Source organism: Nonomuraea sp. NPDC051298, assembly GCF_055586305.1.
On sequence record NZ_JBVJIM010000012.1, the window covers coordinates 327,041 to 346,302 of the forward strand.

Sequence of the window (19,262 nt, forward strand, 5' to 3'; positions counted from 1 at the left end):
CGCCACCGCCCACGGCGATGCCTACGCAGACATCCTGGCAGGTCACACCGACAGACGCGGGGCGCGAGCACGCGTACCGCAGGAGAGTCACACGGGGTCGACCGGGCGGCGGCCGAGCATGTCGATCCGGTTGAGCACGGGGTTGCCTGCGATGACCTTGGTGAAGCTCACCTTCTCCGCCGCCGCCGTCAACGCCACCACGCTGCCCAGCAGCGCGTACCGGCCGGGGCGGCCCAGTTCGGTGACGGCGGCGAGCCCGAGCAGGGCGCCCAGGGCGTTGGCCCCCGCGTCGCCCAGCATGGCGCGCTCGCCGAGGTCGTCGGGCAGCAGCGCGGCGGCGGCACCCAGCGGGGCGGCGGCCAGCGCGGCCGCGGCGGGCGAGTCGCGCAGGAGCGCGGCGGCCAGCAGCGGCCCGCCGGTGAGCAGCCCCACCTTGATGGCCCGGCCGGGACGCAGGTCGAAGAGGTTGGCGAGGTTCGCGGTGCCGGCGATGGTCGCGCCGTTGACGAGGATCTCGGCGGGGCCGCGGGAGACGAGGGCGGCGGCGCCCAGGCCGGTGGCGCCGATGCCGAGAATCTTGACGGCCCCGCTGGTGACCTCGCCCCGCGCGAGCGCGCTCAGGTGGCCCTTGAAGCCCTTGGAGGAGGTGGTGCCGTAGAGGTCGTCGTAGGCGCCGAGCGCGCCGCTGCCGACGCCCGCCAGCAGCGCCGCCGCCCGCACGCGGGGCGGCAGGCCGGGCGTGAGCGCGGCGGCGGCGCCCGCCCCTGCCACGAACGCGGGGCCTTCGAGCAGGGTGATGGGCTCGCCCCGGTGGTTCTTCCTGGTCCAGCGGCCGCTCAGGTCGGCGGGGCGGTCGCGGGTGAACGCCGCGTACGCGGCCCGCGCGGCCACGGCGCCGATCGCGGCGCCGGCGAGGGCGAAGAGGAGGCCACGGGCCCGGCTGGCAGGCATGTCAGCTCCCTGACTCGGGGGTGGGGGACGGGGTCGGCGACGTCACGGTGGGCACCGGGGCCGAGGCTCCCGCACCCATGCCGTAGTGGCCGGCGCGTCCGGACAGTTGCTCGCGCAGAGCGTAGACGATCCCGATGCGGCCCACGGGCATGTCGGCCGTGTCGACCGTGGAGACGCGCTTGGAGATCTCTCCCTCGTCGCGGACGGCGGTGATCACGTCACCGGCCGGGGCGGCGGCCAGCCCGGCCACCACCGCGCCCTTGCCGCCCGCGTCGAAGCCGTCGGCCACGGAGACGAGCGCGCCCGTCAGGGTCTCGGCGGGCTCGCCCTCGTACGGCTTCTCCGGCGCGAACACCACCGCGAGCGTGGCCCGCTTGTCCGGTTCGCCCTCGGTGGTGAGCAGCCCGCCCGCCTCGAACGTGCTGAGGACGTCGGCCGTGGCCACGTTGGGGGTGCCGCTCTGGGCCTGGTCGTTGGTGACGAGGGTGGCGGCGAGCAGCGCGGAGGCCCTGTCCCAGCTCGTGGCGGTGGCCGGGAAGATCATGTTGGCCGGCTTGAGCCGGTTGACCAGGCCGTCGAGGACGCCCCTGCCCTTGGGGTCGGGGAACTTCTCGCTGAACGTGACCCGCCCGGTCACCTCCGCGCCGGCCTGGGCGAGCACCTGCTGCACGGCCTCGCGCATCGCGGTGCTGGAGCCCGGGGTCTCGATCAGCACCACCTGCTGCCCGGTCAGCTCACCGGCCACCAGGTCGGGCGTCACGGTGCTGATGAAGCTGTCGTTGCCCGCCTCGCGCCCCTGCAGGGTGTCGATCTGGGTGCGAAGCTCCTCGTTGGTCTTGGTGATCCAGCCGGTCAGCTCTTGAGCGGACTTGACCGCCGGTTCCTGGAGCAGTGTGGTGCCCAGCACGATCCCCACCGCGAGGGCCAGGAAGACCGCGACGATGGAGACGAGATGATAGCGAAAATCGATCACGAGAAGAGTCCGACCAGCCAGAAGATGAACGCGTTCCAGACGTCTTGCACGCCGTTCAGCCAGGTCTGGCCGAGCGGCGAGAGGAAGAGCGCGACGCCCATGGAGATCAGCGCCGTGACCACGAGTAGCAGCAGTTGTGAGGTGGTGATGCGGCTGCGGTAGAGCCTGCTGACGCCCTTGGCGTCGATGAGCTTGCTGCCGATGATCAGCCGGGTGAGGAAGGTGCTGGCCATGCCGGAGCGCCCCTTGTCGAGGAACTCCTCCAGCGTGCCGTGGGTGCCGACCGCGACGATCAGCTCGGCGCCCTTGTCGTCGGCCAGGATCATGGCGATGTCCTCGCTGGTGCCGGTGGCGGGGAAGATCACCGCTTCGCGGCCGAGCTGGTGCACGCGCTCGAGCCCGGGGGCCCTGCCGTCACGGTAGGCGTGCACGACCAGCTCGGCGCCGCAGCTCAGGGCCTTGGTGGAGACCGAGTCGAAGTCGCCCACGATCACGTCGGGCAGGTATCCGGCCTCCAGCAGCGCGTCGGCCCCGCCGTCGACGCCGACGAGGACGGGCCGGTATTCGCGGATGTACGGGCGCAGGGTGGCGATGTCTTCCTTGTAGTGGTATCCGCGGACCACGATGAGGACGTGCCTGCCCTCCATGGACGTGCGGATCTCGGGCACGCCGACCCCGTCGATGAGGAGCTTGCCCTCACCCCGGACGTATTCCATCGTGTTGACCGCGAACGCCTCGATCTGCACGGCGAGACCGGCACGCGCCTCGGCCATGGCCGACTCGACGGCCTCGACGGTCTGCTGCTCGCCCTTGCCGACCACGTCGTCGTCGAGGTAGACGACCCCGTCGCAGACGCGTACGACGTCACCGTCCTTGACCCGCTCGAACAGCTCCTGAGTGGCGTTGTCGACGAACGGAACGCCGGCTTCGAGCAGGATCTGCGGCCCCAGATTGGGGTAACGGCCGCTGATGCCGCAGGCGATGTTGACCACCGCCGAAGCACCGCACGCGACGAGCGCCTCCGCGCTGACCCGGTCAACGTCAACATGGTCGATAATCGCTATTTCCCCGGGCTGGAGGCGTTTCGTGAGCCTCTTCGTGCGCCGGTCGATCCTCGCCACTGCCGTTACACCGGGAAGGTCACCGACCTTCCTACCGCGGAGGCCCGGCAACTTGCTTCCCGGAACCTTCATCAAGACCATCCTGCCAGAGCGAAACAGCACACAGGCCACGCATGACGCGGCGTGTCCACTATGTCACCCAGGATCACCTGTCGGCCGCGGCGAGTCCCAGCAGCTCCTCGGCGTGGGCGCGGCCGAGCTCGGAGTCTTCCATACCGGCCAGCATGCGGGAAAGCTCGCGCAGGCGGCCCTCGTGGTCGAGCGCGGTGACGCCGCTGCGCACGACGCTCCCGTCGCTCGCCTTCTCGACCACGAGATGCTGGTCGGCGAACGCCGCGACCTGCGGCAGATGTGTGACCACAATCACTTGCGCGGTGCGGGCGAGCCTGGCCAGCCGCCGCCCGATCTCGACCGCGGCCTTCCCGCCGACTCCCGCGTCGACCTCGTCGAACACGAACGTCGGCACCGGGTCGGCACCGGCGAACACCACCTCGATCGCGAGCATCACGCGGCTCAGCTCGCCACCGGAGGCGCCCTTGTTGAGCGGCAGCGGCGGCGCGGCGGGGTGCGCGGCCATGCGCAACTCCACCTCGTCGCGGCCCTCGGGCCCGAACTCCTCGCTCCGGTTCAGCTCGACCACGACCCTGGCGTGCGGCATGGCGAGCGCGGTCAGCTCTTCGGTCACGGCCTGCCCGAACCGTTCGGCGGCGGCCTCGCGCACCTTCGTCAGCTCGTCGGCCTGGTCGGTGAGGCGGGCGGTCAGCTCGTCGTGTTCGCGGGTCAGCTCGTCGATGCGCTCGTCGTCGCCGTCGAGCTCGGCCAGGCGGGTGGCGGCCCGCTGGGCCCAGGCCAGGACACCGGCGCTGTCCTCGGCGTATTTCCTGATCAGGCCGGACAGCACCGACCGGCGCTCCTGCACGGCGGCCAGGCGCGCGGGATCGGCCTCGATCGACTCCGCGTACGCCGCCAGGTCGGTGGCCACGTCGGAGATCAGGTAGCCGGCCTCGGCCAGCCGGTCGGCCACCCCGGCGAGCTGGGGGTCGAAGTCGCGTACCGCCTCCACGGCCGTCCGCGCCTCCCCCAGCAGGGAGATCACGTCGTGCGGGCCGCCGGTGGCCTCCATCGGGTCGCCCAGCAGCGCGGTGTGCGCGGTCGTCGCGGCGCTGCGCAGCGCGTCGGCGTGCGAGAGGCGCTCCTCCTCGCCGCGCAGGTCGTCGTCCTCGCCGGGCTTGGGGTCGACCTTCTCGACCTCCTCCAGCCCGAAGCGCAGCCGGTCGGCCTCCTGCGCCCGCTCCCTGGCCAGGGTGGTCAGCTCGTCGAGCAGCGCGGCCACCTTCTTGTGCCGCTTGTACGACTGCGTGTAGGCCCGCAGCGGCTTGACCAGCTCGTCGCCCGCGTAGCGGTCGAGCGCGGCCCGCTGCCTGGCGGGCTGGAGCAGCCGCTGCTGGTCCATCTGGCCGTGCACGGCCACCAGGTCGTCGGCCAGGTACGTCAGCGTGCCCACGGGCACCGTGCGCCCGCCGAGCCACGCCCTGGACCTGCCCTCGGCCGACACGGTGCGCGAGATGATCAGCTCGCCGCCCTCGGCCTCGCCCCCGATGTCCTCCACCTGCTGCGCGACGCGCCCGCCCACCTCGATGACCAGCGTGCCCTCGACGCTGGCCCGGTCGGCGCCCGGCCGGACGCGCGAGGGGTCGGCCCGGCCGCCGAACAGCAGGCCGAGCCCGGTCACGACCATCGTCTTGCCCGCGCCCGTCTCGCCGGTGACCACGTTGAAGCCAGGCGAAAGCTCGAGCACGGCCTCGTCGATGACGCCGAGCCCCTGGATGCGGACCTCCTCGACCTTGGGTCGCACTGCCCACTCCCGTTCACTGCCGTGTCTGACGCCGCTGCCCGTGGCGGCCCGCCGGACGCGGCCCGCCATGCTCACGTGATCCTACGCGCTCCGCCCTCCATTCACTCAGGGTCGAGCCCTTCCGCGCCACCCCTGGACCGGAAGCTCGAACTTGGCGACCAGCCGGTCGGTGAAGGGCGCGCCGGTGCTCTCCACCCCGTGCAGCCGGGCCAGCCGTACGGGCTCGGCGCCGCGGCGCACCTCCACCCGCGTGCCCGAGGGCAGCTCGAACCTGCGGCGTCCGTCACACCACAGAACACCGCCGGGCGTGTCCGGCAGGATCTCGACCGCCAGGGTGGAGCGCGGGGAGATCACCATCGGCTTGGCGAACAGCGCGTGCGCGCTGATGGGCACCATGAGCAGCGCCTCGACCTCGGGCCAGACGACGGGCCCGCCGGCGGAGAAGGCGTACGCGGTCGAGCCGGTCGGCGTGGCGCAGATCACACCGTCGCACCCCCACCGCGACAGCGGCCGGCCGTCGATCTCGGCGACCACCTCCAGCATGCGTTCCTGCTTTTCGACGGTGACCTCGTTGAGCGCCCAGGTGTCGGCCAGGACCCGGCCGTTCTGCCGGGCGAGGACGTCGACCGTCATGCGCTCCTCGACGTCGTAGCGCCCGGCCACGACGCTGTCGACCGCCGCGGCCAGGTCGGCGACCTCGGCCTCGGCGAGGAACCCGACGTGCCCGAGGTTGACGCCCAGCAGCGGCGTGCCCGCGGGCTTAGCCAGCTCGGCGGCGCGCAGCAGCGAACCGTCGCCGCCGAGCACCATCATGACCTCGGCGTCCTTGGCCGCGCCGGGGTCGCCGGGCACCGCCTCGGCCCCGGCGCAGCCGATCTCACCGGCCTCGGTGTCGAGCACCCTGACCGTGATGCCCGCGTCGACCAGCCGGTTGATGACCAGCCGGGCGCTGTCGACGGCGACGTCGCGCCCGGTGTGCACGGCGACGAGCACGGTACGTTTCATTCCGCTCATTGCGGCCCTTCCACGACGGCTCGCTGGATCTCGGCGTCGAGGTCGGCGACCTCGGGCGCGCCCTCCCCTTTGCCCAGCCAGAGCAGATACTCCACATTCCCCGACGGACCGGGCAGCGGGCTGGCGGTCACGCCGCGCACGCTCAGCCCCAGCTCCCTAGCCTTGGCCGCCGCGTCGCGCACGGAGCCCGCCCGCAGCCCGGGATCGCGTACGACACCGCCCGCCCCGACCAGCTCCTTGCCCACCTCGAACTGGGGCTTCACCAGCAGCACGAAGTCGGCCTCGGCCGCGGCGACCCCGGCCAGCGCGGGCAGCACGAGCCGCAGCGAGATGAACGACAGGTCGCCCACCACGAGCGTGGGCGGCTCGCCGACCATCTCGGGGGTCAAGTCGCGTACGTTGACGCGCTCCATGACCGTCACCCTCTCGTCGTTGCGCAGCGACCAGGCGAGCTGCCCGTAGCCGACGTCGACGGCCAGCACGTGGGCGGCCCCGCGGCGCAGCAGCACGTCGGTGAACCCGCCGGTGGAGGCCCCCGCGTCGAGGCAGCGACGGCCCTCTGCCGACAGACCGGCGAACGTGTCGAGCGCGCCCAGCAGCTTGTGCGCCCCGCGCGAGACGTAGTCGGGGCCGTGATCCGAGGTGGCCACGACGATGGCGGAGGCGGTCTCGACCTGCGTGGCGGGCTTGTGGGCCCGCCGGCCGCCGACGCTGACCCGGCCGTCCTCGATGAGCTGGACGGCCTGCTCGCGCGACCTGGCCATGCCCCGGCGCACCAGCTCGCTGTCGAGGCGGATGCGACGGCTCACCGGAATCCCACAGGTTGATCGCCCATCCGGCCCGCGGCCCGGCCGTCGGCCTGGCTCGGGACCTGGCCGGCCACCAGGCCCACGACGCCCTGACCCGCCTGGCCGGCCGGCTGGTCGCCCGCCCGCTCGTGCGGCGCGCTCTCGTCGACGGCGGCCAGCGTGCCCTCCAGCCCGGAGAACGCCTCCTCGAAGACCGCGACGTGCTCCCCCACAGGCAGCTCACCCAACCGGCCGAGATCGGCCACGATGGCGTCGACCCGCTCGTCGCCGGTCTCCTGCGGCAGCTCACTCATGACTCGACCGTAACGCCTCCCGCGAGCACCCGGGACCTTGGCAGGCGTGTCATGCGTTGAAGCCCATACGGGGGTGCTACTCATGTGGAACGCTACCGTCCGCAAAAGGAAGGAAAGGATGCGCATCATGGCAAGCGTCGAGGAGTGCCGGGCGGCACTGGCCAAGCTCGTCACCCAATTCGACGAGATCGACGAGTCCGACCGCGCCAAGCACGTGGTCGAGCGCACGGTGAGCTGCCGGGTGCCCGACCTGGGCGTGACCTTCTACGGACGGCTGCACCACGGGGGGCTGGACCCGTTCACGGAGCTGCCGCCGCCCGACGGGAAGGCGGCGGACGTCAAGCTCACGATCGTGAGCGACGACCTGGTCGCGCTGGTGGACGGGGAGCTGGACCTGGCGCGCGCGCTGCTCGGGGGGCGGGTGAAGATCGACGCCAGCTTCGGCGACCTGCTACGCCTGCGCAGACTCATCTGAGGGCTGCACCCGAGCGCCCGGTCGAGGCGCTCGTCTGAGCGATCCTCGGCTGCCGGAGCCTCAGCCGAGAGCGGATTCACCTGAGAGCGGAGCAACATCACGGCCCGCCGGGATCCCCGCAAGCCCTCGCCCCGCCCCGACCACACCGAAGAGCCCCTCACGCGGCACGTCACGCGGCACGTCACGCGGCACGGAGCAGCCTCACCTGAGGCGATCGAGCACGGGTTTGACCGCGTCCTCCTCGGCCCGCCCCTCCCCGGCCGCCGCCCACGCCGCGTCGCAGGCCGCCCTCAGCCCGTCGATCCTGCTGCCGTCGCCTTCGAGGCGCAGCACCCCGTCCTTCCAGCGGGCCCGCCATCCCCCGCAGGCCCCGTCCCGCACCTCGGGGTACGGCAGGAGCAGGGCCCGCAGATCCTCCCCCACGTACGTGGGCCGATGGTCAGGCCCGGCCGTCAGCACGTCGGCCGCCGTGGCCACCCCGGTCAGCACCAGGAGGCTCTCGACGCCGGCGTTCGAGGCCCCCTCGATGTCGGTGTCCAGCCGATCGCCCACGACCAGCGGCCGCCGCGCCCCCGTACGGATCATCGACTCCCGGTGCAGCGGCGGATCCGGCTTGCCCGCGTAGACCGGCTCGACCCCGGTGGCGGTGGCGATCACCCGGACCATGGCCCCGTTCCCCGGCAACTCGCCCCGCTGGGTCGGCATCGTGCTGTCCCCGTTGGACGCCACGAACAACGCCCCCTGCCGCACCGCCAGCGCCCCTTCCGCCAGCAGCCCGTACGACAGCCCGGGCGCGATCCCCTGCACCACGGCGGCGGGCAACTCGGCGGCGGTCGAGACGGGCCGCAGCCCTCGGTCGCGTACCGCCAGCCGCAGCCCCGACCCGCCGACGACGAGCACGTTCGCGCCGGGCGGCACCCTTTCCGCGACCAGCCGGGCGGCGGCCTGCGCCGAGGTCACGACGTCCTCGGCCGAGGCGGGCGCACCGAGTTCGCGCAGGTGGGCGGCGATGGCCGCGGGTGTGCGGGACGCGTTGTTGGTGACGTAGGCCAGCCGTACCCCACGTTCCCGCGCCTGCTCCAGCGCCGCCGGAGCCCCCGGGACCGCGTGGCTGCCCAGATAGACCACGCCGTCGAGGTCGAGCAGCAGGGTGTCATAGCCGTCGATCAGCACATCGCCTCTTCCCGTTTGACTCTCACGCTGCGTGAGACTTTAGCGTCGCCCTCGTACCCACCCACAGGAAGGATGACGATGTCCCCGAACCTCGACCTCACCGCCGAGGAACGCGCCGAACTGTTCGGCGGCCACGACCCGGACGAACACGCGCCCGAGGCCGAACAACGCTGGGGCGGCACCCGGGCGTGGTCCGACGCGACGCGGCGTACAGCGTCGTACACGAAGGACGACTGGCGGCTCTTCACGGCGGAGGCGGGCGACATCTCCGTCCGCCTGGCGGACGCGATGCGCTCAGGAGCACCGGCCGACGGCGACCTGGCCATGGACCTGGCGGAGGAGCACCGGGCCCACATCTCGCGCTGGTGCTACGAGTGCACGTACGAGATCCATCGCGCCCTCGGCGACATGTACGTCTCGGACCCGCGCTTCACCACCACCATCGACGCGACAACTCCGGGCCTGGCCGCTTACCTCCAGGCCGCGATCACCGCCAACGCCCTCCGCCACCACCCCTGACCCACCCCCGCCTCACCGAACAACACACCCCCCGGAACAACGAAACGACAGCAAGCCCGGGACAGCGGCCGTAACCACCGAAACCCCGCGCGCCGAGACCCGCACAGACACACCGACGACCTCAACAAGCCCCCCACGCCCGCTCACTGCCTACCCCCACCAAGAGCAATGGGCCTCGCCCTACCAGCACCGCCCGCACCACCGCACGGCCCGCACCTACCGTCCATCACCACGACACCCGCTTTTCACCACGACGACGCCCACATCAGCCCAGGCGCTCTCACTCCGATCGCCCGCCAGATCGTCATCAATGCCCGCCGATCCGCGACACCACCCGCCACACAAAGCCACCGCCACGACCGCCCCCATCCACCTCATCCACGCTCTCGACGCCCTGGCCAGCACGTACGACGCGCAACATAAACGCGACCTCATCCCAAACGCGAGGCAGCCCCGTCCTCGCTCCCCAGAAACCCAACAATCCCTGCCCGCCAGACCCCGCCACCCTCAAAGGACCCGCACCCACCACACCCCCGAACGTGGCACCCCGAACACGCCAATTCCCCACAAGCCTGCCTCCCCCACACCCCAGGCCCCACCATCGGCGTGTCCGCCGAACCCGCTTGTCAACTGAACCCACTCATGGCTGGAACCCGATACCGCACCGAACCCCACACTGACCCGAACCCACATATTGGACTGAACCCACATACTGGCCCGAACCCCGCGTGCGGACCGAACCCGCCCGCCAGCTCCGACCGACCCCACCCACCAGCTTCGACCAACCCGCGCCTACATCTCCCGACGAGCCCGCAAGGTCGCCCGCACGCTCTTCAAGGCCGAAACATAGTGACGCTCGTCGGGACGCATCGCCACCGCAATCGCCAGCGGCTCCTGAGCCCCTTCCACATCACCAGTCCGCCACAACGACAACCCAAGCCCGAAATACGCATAGTCCTCGGCGGGATTGGCATCCACAATCTGCCGAAAACTGGCCGCCGCCTCGGCGTACTGCCGCGAGTTGAACTGCGCCCGCGCCAACGCCTCCAAAATGCTGCGCGATTCGGGCTCAGCCGCGGCGGCCCGTTCGAGCAATGCCGCAGCAGCCGCCGGACTGCCCTCTTTCAACAACCTGACCCCACGCTGGTACCAGTCGTAAACGCCACCCCTTGGCGCACCTGCCCCGCTCTCGTCATGAACGTTTTGATCATGATCCATGCGTGAGGACTCCTTCATCGCTCGTACGGTAACCCAGTACCGCCCTGCTGCGGAACGGGCACGACTGCAACCATGGGGCGACGTCTGGAAGACGCATGCATTTATGGCAGCATGCCCGGTATGGGGACTCCTGAACTGCCGGTACCCGACGGACTGGTGCTACGGCCCTTCCGAGGTGTTCGTTTCGCTGTCGAAGATCCCGCCAAGGTGACCTCCCCGCCATACGACCTGATCTCCGACGCCGACGTAGAGGTCCTCCTGGACTCTCACCCGAACAACGTCGTCCGCCTCATCCTTCCCTGCTCCTCCCGGGGCGACTCCTCCACTCCTACACCAACCAACCCCCAAGCCCGACAATCTCACACCGCCCCCCACCAACCCGACCCCATTTCCCCTTCAACAGCCGACCAACCCCCCGCCGCCGCGCCCCTCTCCGCAACACCCCAACCAACGCCATCTCTCACCCATCCCCCCATCCGCCCCCGCCCCAGCACGGTCACTGCCCTCCACCCCATCGCCATCAGCGACGGCAACAACGCCAGCCACGAGGCCGCCGACAACAGCATCAACGAGAACAACGTCACCAGCGACCACAGAACCAACGCCACCGACACCGGCAGCAGCACCGGCACCGGCACCGGCACCGAGGACGGGAGCGACGGCGACGGCACGAACGGCGGCCGGGACGGAAGCATCGTCAGCACCGGCACGGGCGGCAACGGGGACAGCGGAGGCAGCGCCGAGAACGACAGCGCAGACGAAAACACCACCAGCACAAGCGGCGGCGAGGACAGCGTCGGGAACGGCAGCACCCTCAGCAGAAGCAACAGTGCGAACGCCCACGACGCCAGAAGCAGCGGTGCAGACACCCGCGACGCCAGAAGCAGCAGTGCAGACGCCCACGACTCCAAAAACAACAGCAGCGGCACCCTCCAAGGCCGGTACGCCGAGGCCGCGAACACCCTGAGGTCCTGGCTCGACTCCGGCGTCCTGGTGCCAGACGACATACCGGCCCTGTACGTCTACGAGCAAAGCCGCGCCCCGGCCCCCGAGGAACAGAACGGCCCCAGCGTCATCCAACGCGGCCTGATCGGCGACGTCGGCCTGGCCGACCCCGACCAGCGCATCATCCTGCCGCATGAGAACGTCATGCCAGGCCCCATCGCGGACCGGCTCGCCCTCATGAGCACCACCCAGGCCAACCTGGAGCCCATCTTCCTCCTCTACGACGGCGAGAACGGCGTGGCCTCCCGTCTGGTGGACGAGGTCGCCACGACCCGCCACCCGCTCGTCTCGGCCCACACCGAGGACGGCCTGACACACCGCCTATGGGCGATCACGGACTCGGCGGAGATCGCGGCGATCAACGCCGACCTGCACCACCGTCAAGCCCTGATCGCCGACGGCCATCACCGGTACGCGACGTACCGCGTCCTCCAGCGCCAGGAACGCGACACCCACACCGCTGACACCACCCTCGGCCCCTGGGACTTCGGCCTGGCCCTGCTCGTGGACTCCAGCGCGTACCCACCCGACCTCAAAGCCATCCACCGCGTGATCCCGGACCTCCCCCTGGCAGAGGCCGTCGCCAAGGCCAAGACCTCGTGGCAGGTGCACGACTACAACGACCTGGCACGTGGCCTGGCCGCACTCGAACAAGCCTCTGAGCCCGCCTTCCTACTCGCCGGCGAGCAGGGCGCACACCTGCTCACCGACCCGGACCCGGTGCAACTCGCCCGCGCCATGCCGTCCGATCACTCCGACCGCTGGAACTCGCTCAACACCTCCGTCCTCACCGAGTTCGTGCTGCCGGTGGTGTGGGGCATGCGCGACAGCGAGGAAACCGTACGCATCGTCCACCACGACACGGCCGCCGCAGTCCGCCTGGCGGCCCGCACCGGCGGCACCGCCGTGATCCTCAAGCCGCTGGCGGTCGAGGACGTGCTGGCTGTGGCGGCCGGAGGCGAACGAGTGCCCCGCAAATCCACCTCCTTCGGCCCCAAACCGCGCACTGGCCTGGTACTACGCACCTTCGCCATCGACTGACCCGCCCTTCACCAACAACAAGAGGATCCGCTCAGGATTCACATCCCAGATGTCCGGGATGCCCCTGCTCGGAACTCACACCCCGGACGTCCAGGGCGCCCACGCTCGGGACTCACACCCCGGACGTCGGGGGTGCCCATGCTCGGGACTCACACCCCGGATCTCGGGAGTGTCCACGCTCGGGACTCACACCCCTGGATGTCGGGGATGCCCATGCCCGGGACTCACACCCCTGGATGTCGGGGATGCCCACGCGAGGATGACCAGCCCAACCCTCGCGTGGGCACCCTCGTCCCGCCGGCAGACGCAGCCCAGACCGCAACCGGATGGGGACGAGGGCGCGCGGGCATCCCGGCAGGTCCGGATTTCCACCCGCTGACCGAGACCCAACCCGCAAGCCAAAGCCAACTACCGCTCACGGGCCGGAGCCAGTTGCCACCCCATCGGCCGCGACAGACCTCCGCCCACCAGCCAAGGACCGATCTCCCCCACACGCCGAAGCGACCGTCCCCGCAGACCGGAGCGCCCCTCCCCCGCAGACCGGAGCCAACTGCCGACCACCGGTCCGGGACAAGCCTCCGCCCACCAGCCAAGGACCGACTCCCCCACGGTCCGAAGCCAACTACCGCCTACCAACGAGATCCAACCCTCGCCCACTAGCCAGGGCCAAGTGCCAGCCACGGCCCGGAGCCGACCCCGACCCCGAACCTGGCCCTGGCCGTGCCCCTCCCTGGCTGTGGCCGTAGCTGTTGCCGAGGGCGTGGCTGTGGCCGTGGCCCTCCCTGGCCGTGAGCGTGACCGTGGGCCTCCCTGGTTGTGGTCGTCGGCGTGGCCCTCCCTGACCGTGGGCGTGGGCGTGGCTCTCCCCGGCCGTGGCCGTGGGCGTGGGCTTGGCCGTCATGACGGCGCTGCCTCGCCCCCGATCGCCATCACAGCACCGCCTCGTGACCGGCGTCGTCAGCCGGTCGGGGCCAGGTAGTGCACCTGCCGGGGTATCAAGGCAGCCAGCTTCCCACCACCTCCAACGTCATCCACCGGGCTGTCACCAGGCTGGGCGAGCTCGGCGTCGTACGGCCTCGCGGTGCTCACCTCCACCTCGTACCGCCAGATCTTGGCCGCCGACGGCCCGAAGACACGGCAGCGGAACGAGCCCGTCACCTCGATGTAGTCGCGCGGCTTGAGACCCCGCACCACGGCGGCCGTCTCCGGGTTGAACGTGACACACGGGATGCTGTCGGTGAGGGCCGCGCCGCGTCGGTGCCGGCGACGGCGGACGATGATGCGCCACTTCGTGACGGTGTCGCCGCTCGGCAAAGGGTGCTCCTCGACCGGCGCTGACAGCCTCCCCACGAGCAAGACTTCGTTTCGGTCCACGGTCGTCCTCCTGTCGGTGCTCTGGTGGAGATCACTCTCTACGATGAAGAGGAGGCCGGATCGGCTGGAACGCCGTTCTGGGGACAACGGCTGGACGCTCGGGAGTGCCTGTGGACAACATCACCGCACTAGGCGGCGACGTCTATGAGATCGACACCAAAATGGCCGGATACACGGGCATCACGGCGGGTTACCTGATCCTGAGTGATCGTCCGTGCCTGGTCGAGACAGGCACTTCGACCTCGGCACCCGTGGTGCGGGACGCGATCGCCTCCCTCGGCGTCGGCCCCGACGACCTGGCCACGGTCGTCGTGACCCACATTCACCTCGATCACGCCGGAGGCGTCGGCGACATCGCCGGTTTCTTCCCGTCCGCACAGGTCGTCGTCCACGAGAAGGGCGCCCGGCACCTCGCCGAGCCGTCCAGGCTCATGGCCAGCGCACGCATGGTGTGGGGCGACCGGCTCGACACGCTCTTCGGCGAACTGTCCCCCACCGATGCCGCACGCATTGTGGCCCTCGGCGACACAGGCGCCATCGACCTGGGCAACGGCCGTACGCTGAGCAGCCACTATTCCCCCGGGCACGCGAAACACCACGTGGGGCTGGTCGACTCCGCCACCGGCGACCTGTACGTCGGTGACGCGGCAGGCGTCTATCTGCCCGAGACGGGCGATCTGCGTCCCGCCACCCCTCCGCCGGACTTCGACCTGCAGACGGCACTCGACTCGATCGCGCTGTTCGAGGCCCTCGGGCCGCAGCGACTGCTGTTCAGCCACTATGGGCCGGTCGATGCCGTTCGGGAGACGCTTGAACGATCTGCCGAGGAACTCCGGATATGGGTAGACCTCACCCGCCGGGCACGGTCCGAGGGCATGGATCTGGACCACGCCGTCGCCATGGTCAGAGACCGCACCAAGGAGCGCTACAAGGCGCTGACGTCCGAGAATCCCGACATGCTGGAGGAGGCCAGGGCCGAACAGTTCGAGATGCTGAGCGGGGCCGAGTCGAACGTCGCCGGGATCCTGCACTGGCTGAACCGCGTCTCCCCATAACGTTCTCCAGAACGCCCCCGCAGTGCCCCAGCACCACCCGCCCACAACGCACCCGGATCGGAGCCTGTGCGACGGGCTCGACACGCAGGCCCACACCGACCCGGACGACGACGAAACACCGAATACCCCAGATCGCCCCGATCCGGGAAAATCCGAGGCGCAGCTTCCCCAGGGCACGATGAGCGCCTCACCCGCCACTGCCCCGTCCAGAAGCCCGACGACGAGGCCCCTCAAGGATCTGCATCGACCTTGAGGCCCCACACCACCCACCTGAAGAACCGTCCCCAAGAAGCCGCACCGCACCGGAGTGCGTCATGAATCCCAGCGCCCAAGGACCCCGGCACACCTGCACCAACGACCCAGGCACGGCCCTGCCCAGAACGCACCCTGCCGTGCCACCTCCACGAGGCAGCACGGCAGGGCGGTGAACGGGGGCTCGTCAGTCGTCTGTCGTAGCCTTGCCCTTGGCGGGCTTGTCCGACTCATCCAGTACGTCACCGAAGTCCGGCTCGATGAACGCCGGAGTGATGCCGGGCACCTCAGCCGCCTGCCCCGAAGGCTCCTTTACGGCACCTCGCCCGGCATCGCCCTCGCTCTCGGCACCCTTGGCAGCCTCGGCCTCCGGAGCGCTCTCCGTGTCCTCAACTCCCTCATCGGCCCGCGCAGCCTCCGAGCCCTCCGGCCTCTCAGAGATCTCCGCGACCTCACCGTCCGCAGAGCCGTCCGCAGAGCCGTCCTCAGCGCCGTCGTCAGAGCCGTCGTCATCGGCCTCCGCCGGACCGGCGTCCTCCGCTGCGGCAGACGGGGCGACGGTCTCGTCTCGCACGTCGCCGCCGAGGTCGCCCTCCGCTGCCACCTCGTCCGAAACCTCCGCCACCTCGTCCGAAACGTCCGCGGACTCCGCGTCGCCAAGGTCGTCCGCCTCGGCGACGACCGCGATCTCGCCTTCCGCGTCCTCGTCCGCCTCCGCTTCGTCCACGTCGGCCTCGTCGCCTTCTGCCTGAGCCGCACGCCCCGCCTGGGGCGTGCCCTCGTCGGCGGCGGCGGCGTCGTCGTCCTCGAGGTCGAATTCCTCCTCGACGTCCTCGATGAGGGCTCCGGTCAGCTCGGCGTACCGCTCGGCCGCGTCGGTCTCCCCATCCTCGTCGAACGCCATCGCCTTCCCGAACCAGTCGACGGCCGCGTCCTGATGCCCGGCATCGGCCAGCGCGTCCGCGTACGCGAACGCCAGCCGCGCCGACCACGGCTTGGCCTGGGGGTCGCGCAGCTCGGGCAGACGCTGCAGCGTGATCACGGCGGCGTCATGCTGGCCGAGGTCGCGACGGGCGCCGGACTCGACGATGGTCAGCTCGATGCGTCCGGCCCGGTCGAGGCGTTCGGCTTCCGGCGAACGTACGAGGTCGATGGCGCGCTCCGGACGGCCGAGACCACGCTCACAGTCGGCCATGATCGGCAGGTACGCGTCCGACCCCGTCATCCTCCTGGCCGCCCGCAGATCGCTCAGCGCCTCGGAGTAGTGACCCGCGTGGTAGGCGACGATGCCCGCGGCCTCACGCACGACGCCGATGCGGGCCGCGAACCGGCGCGCCACCTTCGTGTGCTCGTACGCCTGCTCGGGGTTGTCGTCCTGGAGCGCCCGCTCGGCGGCCACCAGGTGCCGCCCGACCAGGATGGCGAGGTCGCCGGGAAGAGAACGCAGCTCCTCCAGGACCTCCTTGTCGAGCTCGTCCACGGTGATGTCGGGCGCGACGTCGGGCAGCTTCTCACGCTGCGGCGCCTCGGCGGCCTCGTCACGGTCGGACCTGCCGTAGCGCGCACGAGTCCCCGGACCGGAACGGTCGTCGCGGCCCTCACGTGAGAACGGACGCGAGTCGCCACGCCCCCGATCCCGGAAACCGCCTTCGCTCCGGTCACCGTAGCCACCCTCACGACGGCCCGCGTAACCGCCGCCCTCGCGCCGGTCGCCGTATCCGCCGCCCTCACGACGCGGACCCCGGTCATCGCGGAACCCGCCCTCACGACGGGGCCCCCGATCGTCCCGGAACCCACCTTCACGACGGGGCCCCCGATCGTCCCGGAACCCACCTTCACGACGCGGACCCCGATCGTCCCGGAACCCGCCCTCACGACGCGGCCCACGATCATCACGGAACCCGCCCTCACGACGGTCACCGTAGCCACCCTCACGGCGAGGTCCGCGGTCAGCGGAACCGCCCTCGCGCCGGTCGCCGTATCCGCCGCCCTCACGGCGCGGACCCCGGTCATCCCGGAAGCCACCCTCGCGACGGGGGCCGCGATCGTCACGGGACCCGCCCTCGCCACGACCCGCGTAACCGCCCTCACGACGCGGCCCGCGGTCATCCCGCTCGCGGAACGGACGCCGGTCGCCATAACCACCTTCACGACGCGGGGCGGATCCGCCTTCCCGGCCCGCACCGCGATCCTCGCGGAACCCGCCCTCACGACGGGGACCACGATCGTCACGGAACCCACCCTCACGACGACCCCCATAGCCGCCACCCTCACGACGGGGACCCCGGTCATCACGGAACCCGCCCTCACGACGACCTCCGTAACCCCCCTCACGGCGATCCCCGTAGCCACCACTCTCACGGCGTGGACCACGATCGTCACGGTCCCGATAGGTACGGCGCTCGTCACTCCGAGGTCCGCGATCCTCACTCCGAGGTCCGCGATCGTCCCCCTCACGTCGGGGGCCGCGGTTGTCCCGGTAACCGCCCTCACGGCGCCCACCGTAGCCGCCACCTTCGCGCCGATCGCCGTAGCCACCGTCACGACGCGGGCCACGGTCATCCCTGTCACGGAACGAACGCCGCTCATCACCCTCGCGCCGCGGACCGCGGTCGTCTCGAGAGTCGTCACGCCGCGGACCGCGGTCATCGCGGGAGTGGGAACGCGGCCGGTCATCCCCGGAACGGAACGGACGGTCGCCGCCGGAGTCTCGCCCTCGAGAGCCGTAACCGCCACTCCTGCTTCCTCCGCCTGAGCGCCTGTCTTCGTAGTCGCCGCGCCCGCGCTGGCCGCCGTCCGATCCGTTATCTCTGTTCACTTCTGGTCCATTTCGTTGGCTCAACCAGCGGACTCACAACGACGGTCCACCGCGGCTGGTCGCCGCCCGCTCTCGGGCCTTACGCGACGAAGGCCACCCGTGGGGGTGGCCCGCTCACCCCAGCCTAGCAAGCCCCAGAACGTACCCGAGCCTCGCGCAGCCCGGATATTGACTGGACCGTAAACGACGGCCCGACAAGACTGCTCCCCATGTCACTACGTTTCCATGAAATCGCCGAGTCCCGCCACCGAATTCTGAACCCGCTGACAGACGACAAGCTCAACCTCCTCGGCAAGATCTGCGACTTCGCGCCCGGCACCCGCCTGCTCGATCTGGCGTGCGGAAAGGGCGAATTGCTTTGCCGGTGGGGCGCCGAATACGGCATCCAGGGTGTGGGGGTCGACATCAGCAAAGTGTTCCTGAGTGCCGCCGAAGCCCGCGCTCAGGAGCTCGGAGTCGCCGACCGCATCACGTTCGTGGAAGCCGACGCCGCCGCCTACAAGGACGCTCCCGAGTCGTTCGACGTCGTTTCCTGCATAGGCGCGACCTGGATCGGCGGCGGCCTCCAAGGGACTTTGTCGCTGATGCGCCACTGGCTGCGCCCGAACGGCATCGTGCTGGTCGGCGACTGCTATTGGATCTCCCCACCCCCGCCGGCGGCCTGCACCGCGCTGGGAATGGCCAGCGGCAGTCTGGCCTCCCTCATCGGTACGGCCGACCGCGCCGAAGAGGCCGGCTTCGAACTCCTCGAAATGGTCCTGGCCAGCCCGGACACATGGGACCGGTACATGGCGAGTCAATGGTGGACGGTCAGCGACTGGCTGCGCGACAACCCGGACGACCCAGACGTACCGGGAATGCGCGATCTCCTCACCCGCTCAAAACGCTCACACCTCGAGTACGGCCGCGACTACCTGGGATGGGGCGTCTTCATCCTCCGCCCACTCCCCGAATAAGAAAAGGCTCCGACCACCCCGGCCAGAACCCCTTACAGGAGAAACCCAAACCGCACCACCCACAGCCCACTCACCCCTGAGCACACCACCAGGCAACCCCCAAACCTCAGCCGCCCCACGCCTAGCCCTCAGAACGCCGATCAAGCCTCCCTGAAAGCAAAAGAGGCCCGGCCACCCCCGGCCAAGCCTCACCCTCTCCCCAGAAAAACAGCAGAAAAGACCCTAGAAATGCAGGAAGGGCCCGACACAAACCGTGTCAGACCCCTTCCCGAAATGATTGTCCGGCGGTGACCTACTCTCCCACACCCTCCCGAGTGCAGTACCATCGGCGCAGAGAAGCTTAACTTCCGGGTTCGGAAT

General features: G+C 70.5%; 16 protein-coding genes, 1 rRNA gene and 2 pseudogenes. 6 read left to right on the forward strand and 13 right to left on the reverse strand.

Going from position 1 to position 19,262, the window contains the following annotated elements; genetic code table 11:
* Positions 1 to 87: 87 nt before the first annotated feature.
* The 7 genes from ACZ6S0_RS31570 to ACZ6S0_RS31600 form a co-directional block, all read right to left on the reverse strand.
* Positions 88 to 951, reverse strand: coding sequence for a hypothetical protein (locus ACZ6S0_RS31570; protein WP_465922940.1), 864 nt, complete (start codon positions 949 to 951; stop codon positions 88 to 90).
* A 1-nt stretch (position 952) separates the two neighbouring features.
* Positions 953 to 1,924 carry a copper transporter gene (locus ACZ6S0_RS31575; RefSeq protein WP_465922941.1) on the reverse strand — a complete coding sequence of 324 codons (972 nt, stop codon included), beginning with the start codon at positions 1,922 to 1,924 and terminating at the stop codon, positions 953 to 955.
* Positions 1,921 to 3,117 carry a putative cytokinetic ring protein SteA gene (gene steA / locus ACZ6S0_RS31580; protein ID WP_465922942.1) on the reverse strand — a complete coding sequence of 399 codons (1,197 nt, stop codon included), beginning with the start codon at positions 3,115 to 3,117 and terminating at the stop codon, positions 1,921 to 1,923. Before steA ends, ACZ6S0_RS31575 begins: the two co-directional genes overlap by 4 nt.
* 73 nt (positions 3,118 to 3,190) lie before the next feature.
* Positions 3,191 to 4,900, reverse strand: a complete 1,710-nt coding sequence (gene recN / locus ACZ6S0_RS31585) for a DNA repair protein RecN (RefSeq protein WP_465922943.1) — start codon at positions 4,898 to 4,900, stop codon at positions 3,191 to 3,193.
* Between the two features lie 105 nt (positions 4,901 to 5,005).
* Positions 5,006 to 5,905 (reverse strand): NAD kinase, encoded by a 900-nt coding sequence (locus tag ACZ6S0_RS31590; protein ID WP_465922944.1) that lies wholly within the window; start codon positions 5,903 to 5,905, stop codon positions 5,006 to 5,008.
* Positions 5,906 to 5,910: 5 nt separating this feature from the next.
* Complete coding sequence (locus ACZ6S0_RS31595; protein ID WP_465922945.1) at positions 5,911 to 6,723, reverse strand: TlyA family RNA methyltransferase; 813 nt, start codon at positions 6,721 to 6,723, stop codon at positions 5,911 to 5,913.
* Positions 6,720 to 7,016, reverse strand: coding sequence for a hypothetical protein (locus ACZ6S0_RS31600; protein ID WP_465922946.1), 297 nt, complete (start codon positions 7,014 to 7,016; stop codon positions 6,720 to 6,722). The genes ACZ6S0_RS31595 and ACZ6S0_RS31600 overlap by 4 nt, the downstream gene beginning before the upstream one ends.
* A 118-nt stretch (positions 7,017 to 7,134) precedes the next feature.
* Here ACZ6S0_RS31600 and ACZ6S0_RS31605 point away from each other — a divergent pair, with 118 nt between their 5' ends.
* Entirely contained in the window at positions 7,135 to 7,491 is a 357-nt protein-coding gene (locus ACZ6S0_RS31605) for an SCP2 sterol-binding domain-containing protein (protein ID WP_465922947.1), read from the forward strand.
* A 201-nt stretch (positions 7,492 to 7,692) separates the two neighbouring features.
* Here ACZ6S0_RS31605 and ACZ6S0_RS31610 read toward each other — a convergent pair whose 3' ends face one another.
* A complete protein-coding gene (locus ACZ6S0_RS31610) occupies positions 7,693 to 8,664 on the reverse strand; it encodes an HAD-IIA family hydrolase (protein WP_465922948.1) in 972 nt (323 codons plus the stop codon).
* A gap of 72 nt (positions 8,665 to 8,736) precedes the next feature.
* On the opposite strand from ACZ6S0_RS31610, the gene ACZ6S0_RS31615 reads away from it, so the two are divergent.
* On the forward strand, positions 8,737 to 9,183 hold the full coding sequence (locus tag ACZ6S0_RS31615; RefSeq protein ID WP_465922949.1) for a TipAS antibiotic-recognition domain-containing protein: 447 nt from the start codon (positions 8,737 to 8,739) through the stop codon (positions 9,181 to 9,183).
* A gap of 792 nt (positions 9,184 to 9,975) precedes the next feature.
* On the opposite strand, the gene ACZ6S0_RS31620 is transcribed toward ACZ6S0_RS31615, so the two are convergent.
* The gene (locus tag ACZ6S0_RS31620; protein WP_465922950.1) at positions 9,976 to 10,419 is read right to left on the reverse strand and encodes a tetratricopeptide repeat protein; all 444 of its coding nucleotides are present in this window, start codon (positions 10,417 to 10,419) and stop codon (positions 9,976 to 9,978) included.
* Between the two features lie 102 nt (positions 10,420 to 10,521).
* Here ACZ6S0_RS31620 and ACZ6S0_RS31625 point away from each other — a divergent pair.
* Positions 10,522 to 10,716: pseudogene (locus ACZ6S0_RS31625) on the forward strand (DUF1015 family protein); the annotation flags it as partial.
* Positions 10,717 to 10,760: 44 nt separating this feature from the next.
* On the opposite strand, the gene ACZ6S0_RS31630 reads toward ACZ6S0_RS31625, so the two are convergent.
* The gene (locus ACZ6S0_RS31630; protein ID WP_465922966.1) at positions 10,761 to 11,330 is read right to left on the reverse strand and encodes a hypothetical protein; all 570 of its coding nucleotides are present in this window, start codon (positions 11,328 to 11,330) and stop codon (positions 10,761 to 10,763) included.
* Between the two features lie 43 nt (positions 11,331 to 11,373).
* On the opposite strand from ACZ6S0_RS31630, the pseudogene ACZ6S0_RS31635 reads away from it, so the two are divergent.
* Positions 11,374 to 12,447: pseudogene (locus ACZ6S0_RS31635) on the forward strand (DUF1015 family protein); the annotation flags it as partial.
* A 957-nt stretch (positions 12,448 to 13,404) separates the two neighbouring features.
* On the opposite strand, the gene ACZ6S0_RS31640 reads toward ACZ6S0_RS31635, so the two are convergent.
* On the reverse strand, positions 13,405 to 13,821 hold the full coding sequence (locus ACZ6S0_RS31640; protein ID WP_465922951.1) for a single-stranded DNA-binding protein: 417 nt from the start codon (positions 13,819 to 13,821) through the stop codon (positions 13,405 to 13,407).
* 110 nt (positions 13,822 to 13,931) lie between these two features.
* Here ACZ6S0_RS31640 and ACZ6S0_RS31645 point away from each other — a divergent pair, with 110 nt between their 5' ends.
* A complete protein-coding gene (locus ACZ6S0_RS31645) occupies positions 13,932 to 14,876 on the forward strand; it encodes an MBL fold metallo-hydrolase (RefSeq protein ID WP_465922952.1) in 945 nt (314 codons plus the stop codon).
* Between the two features lie 439 nt (positions 14,877 to 15,315).
* Here the strand turns inward: ACZ6S0_RS31645 and ACZ6S0_RS31650 are convergent, their stop codons facing one another.
* Positions 15,316 to 16,608, reverse strand: a complete 1,293-nt coding sequence (locus ACZ6S0_RS31650) for a hypothetical protein (RefSeq protein ID WP_465922953.1) — start codon at positions 16,606 to 16,608, stop codon at positions 15,316 to 15,318.
* Positions 16,609 to 18,155: 1,547 nt separating this feature from the next.
* Here ACZ6S0_RS31650 and ACZ6S0_RS31655 point away from each other — a divergent pair.
* Entirely contained in the window at positions 18,156 to 18,902 is a 747-nt protein-coding gene (locus ACZ6S0_RS31655) for a methyltransferase domain-containing protein (RefSeq protein WP_465922954.1), read from the forward strand.
* A 279-nt stretch (positions 18,903 to 19,181) separates the two neighbouring features.
* On the opposite strand, the gene rrf is transcribed toward ACZ6S0_RS31655, so the two are convergent.
* A 5S ribosomal RNA gene (gene rrf / locus ACZ6S0_RS31660) occupies positions 19,182 to 19,262 on the reverse strand; the annotation flags it as partial.

Bases quoted from the DNA above. Each gene is read 5' to 3' on its own strand.
- ACZ6S0_RS31600 (WP_465922946.1), bottom strand. From the start codon at position 7,016: ATGAGTGAGCTGCCGCAGGAGACCGGCGACGAGCGGGTCGACGCCATC.
- steA (WP_465922942.1), bottom strand. From the start codon at position 3,117: ATGAAGGTTCCGGGAAGCAAGTTGCCGGGCCTCCGCGGTAGGAAGGTC.
- ACZ6S0_RS31655 (WP_465922954.1), top strand. From the start codon at position 18,156: ATGTCACTACGTTTCCATGAAATCGCCGAGTCCCGCCACCGAATTCTG.
- ACZ6S0_RS31590 (WP_465922944.1), bottom strand. From the start codon at position 5,905: ATGAAACGTACCGTGCTCGTCGCCGTGCACACCGGGCGCGACGTCGCC.
- ACZ6S0_RS31615 (WP_465922949.1), top strand. From the start codon at position 8,737: ATGACGATGTCCCCGAACCTCGACCTCACCGCCGAGGAACGCGCCGAA.
- ACZ6S0_RS31605 (WP_465922947.1), top strand. From the start codon at position 7,135: ATGCGCATCATGGCAAGCGTCGAGGAGTGCCGGGCGGCACTGGCCAAG.
- ACZ6S0_RS31620 (WP_465922950.1), bottom strand. From the start codon at position 10,419: ATGAAGGAGTCCTCACGCATGGATCATGATCAAAACGTTCATGACGAG.
- ACZ6S0_RS31570 (WP_465922940.1), bottom strand. From the start codon at position 951: ATGCCTGCCAGCCGGGCCCGTGGCCTCCTCTTCGCCCTCGCCGGCGCC.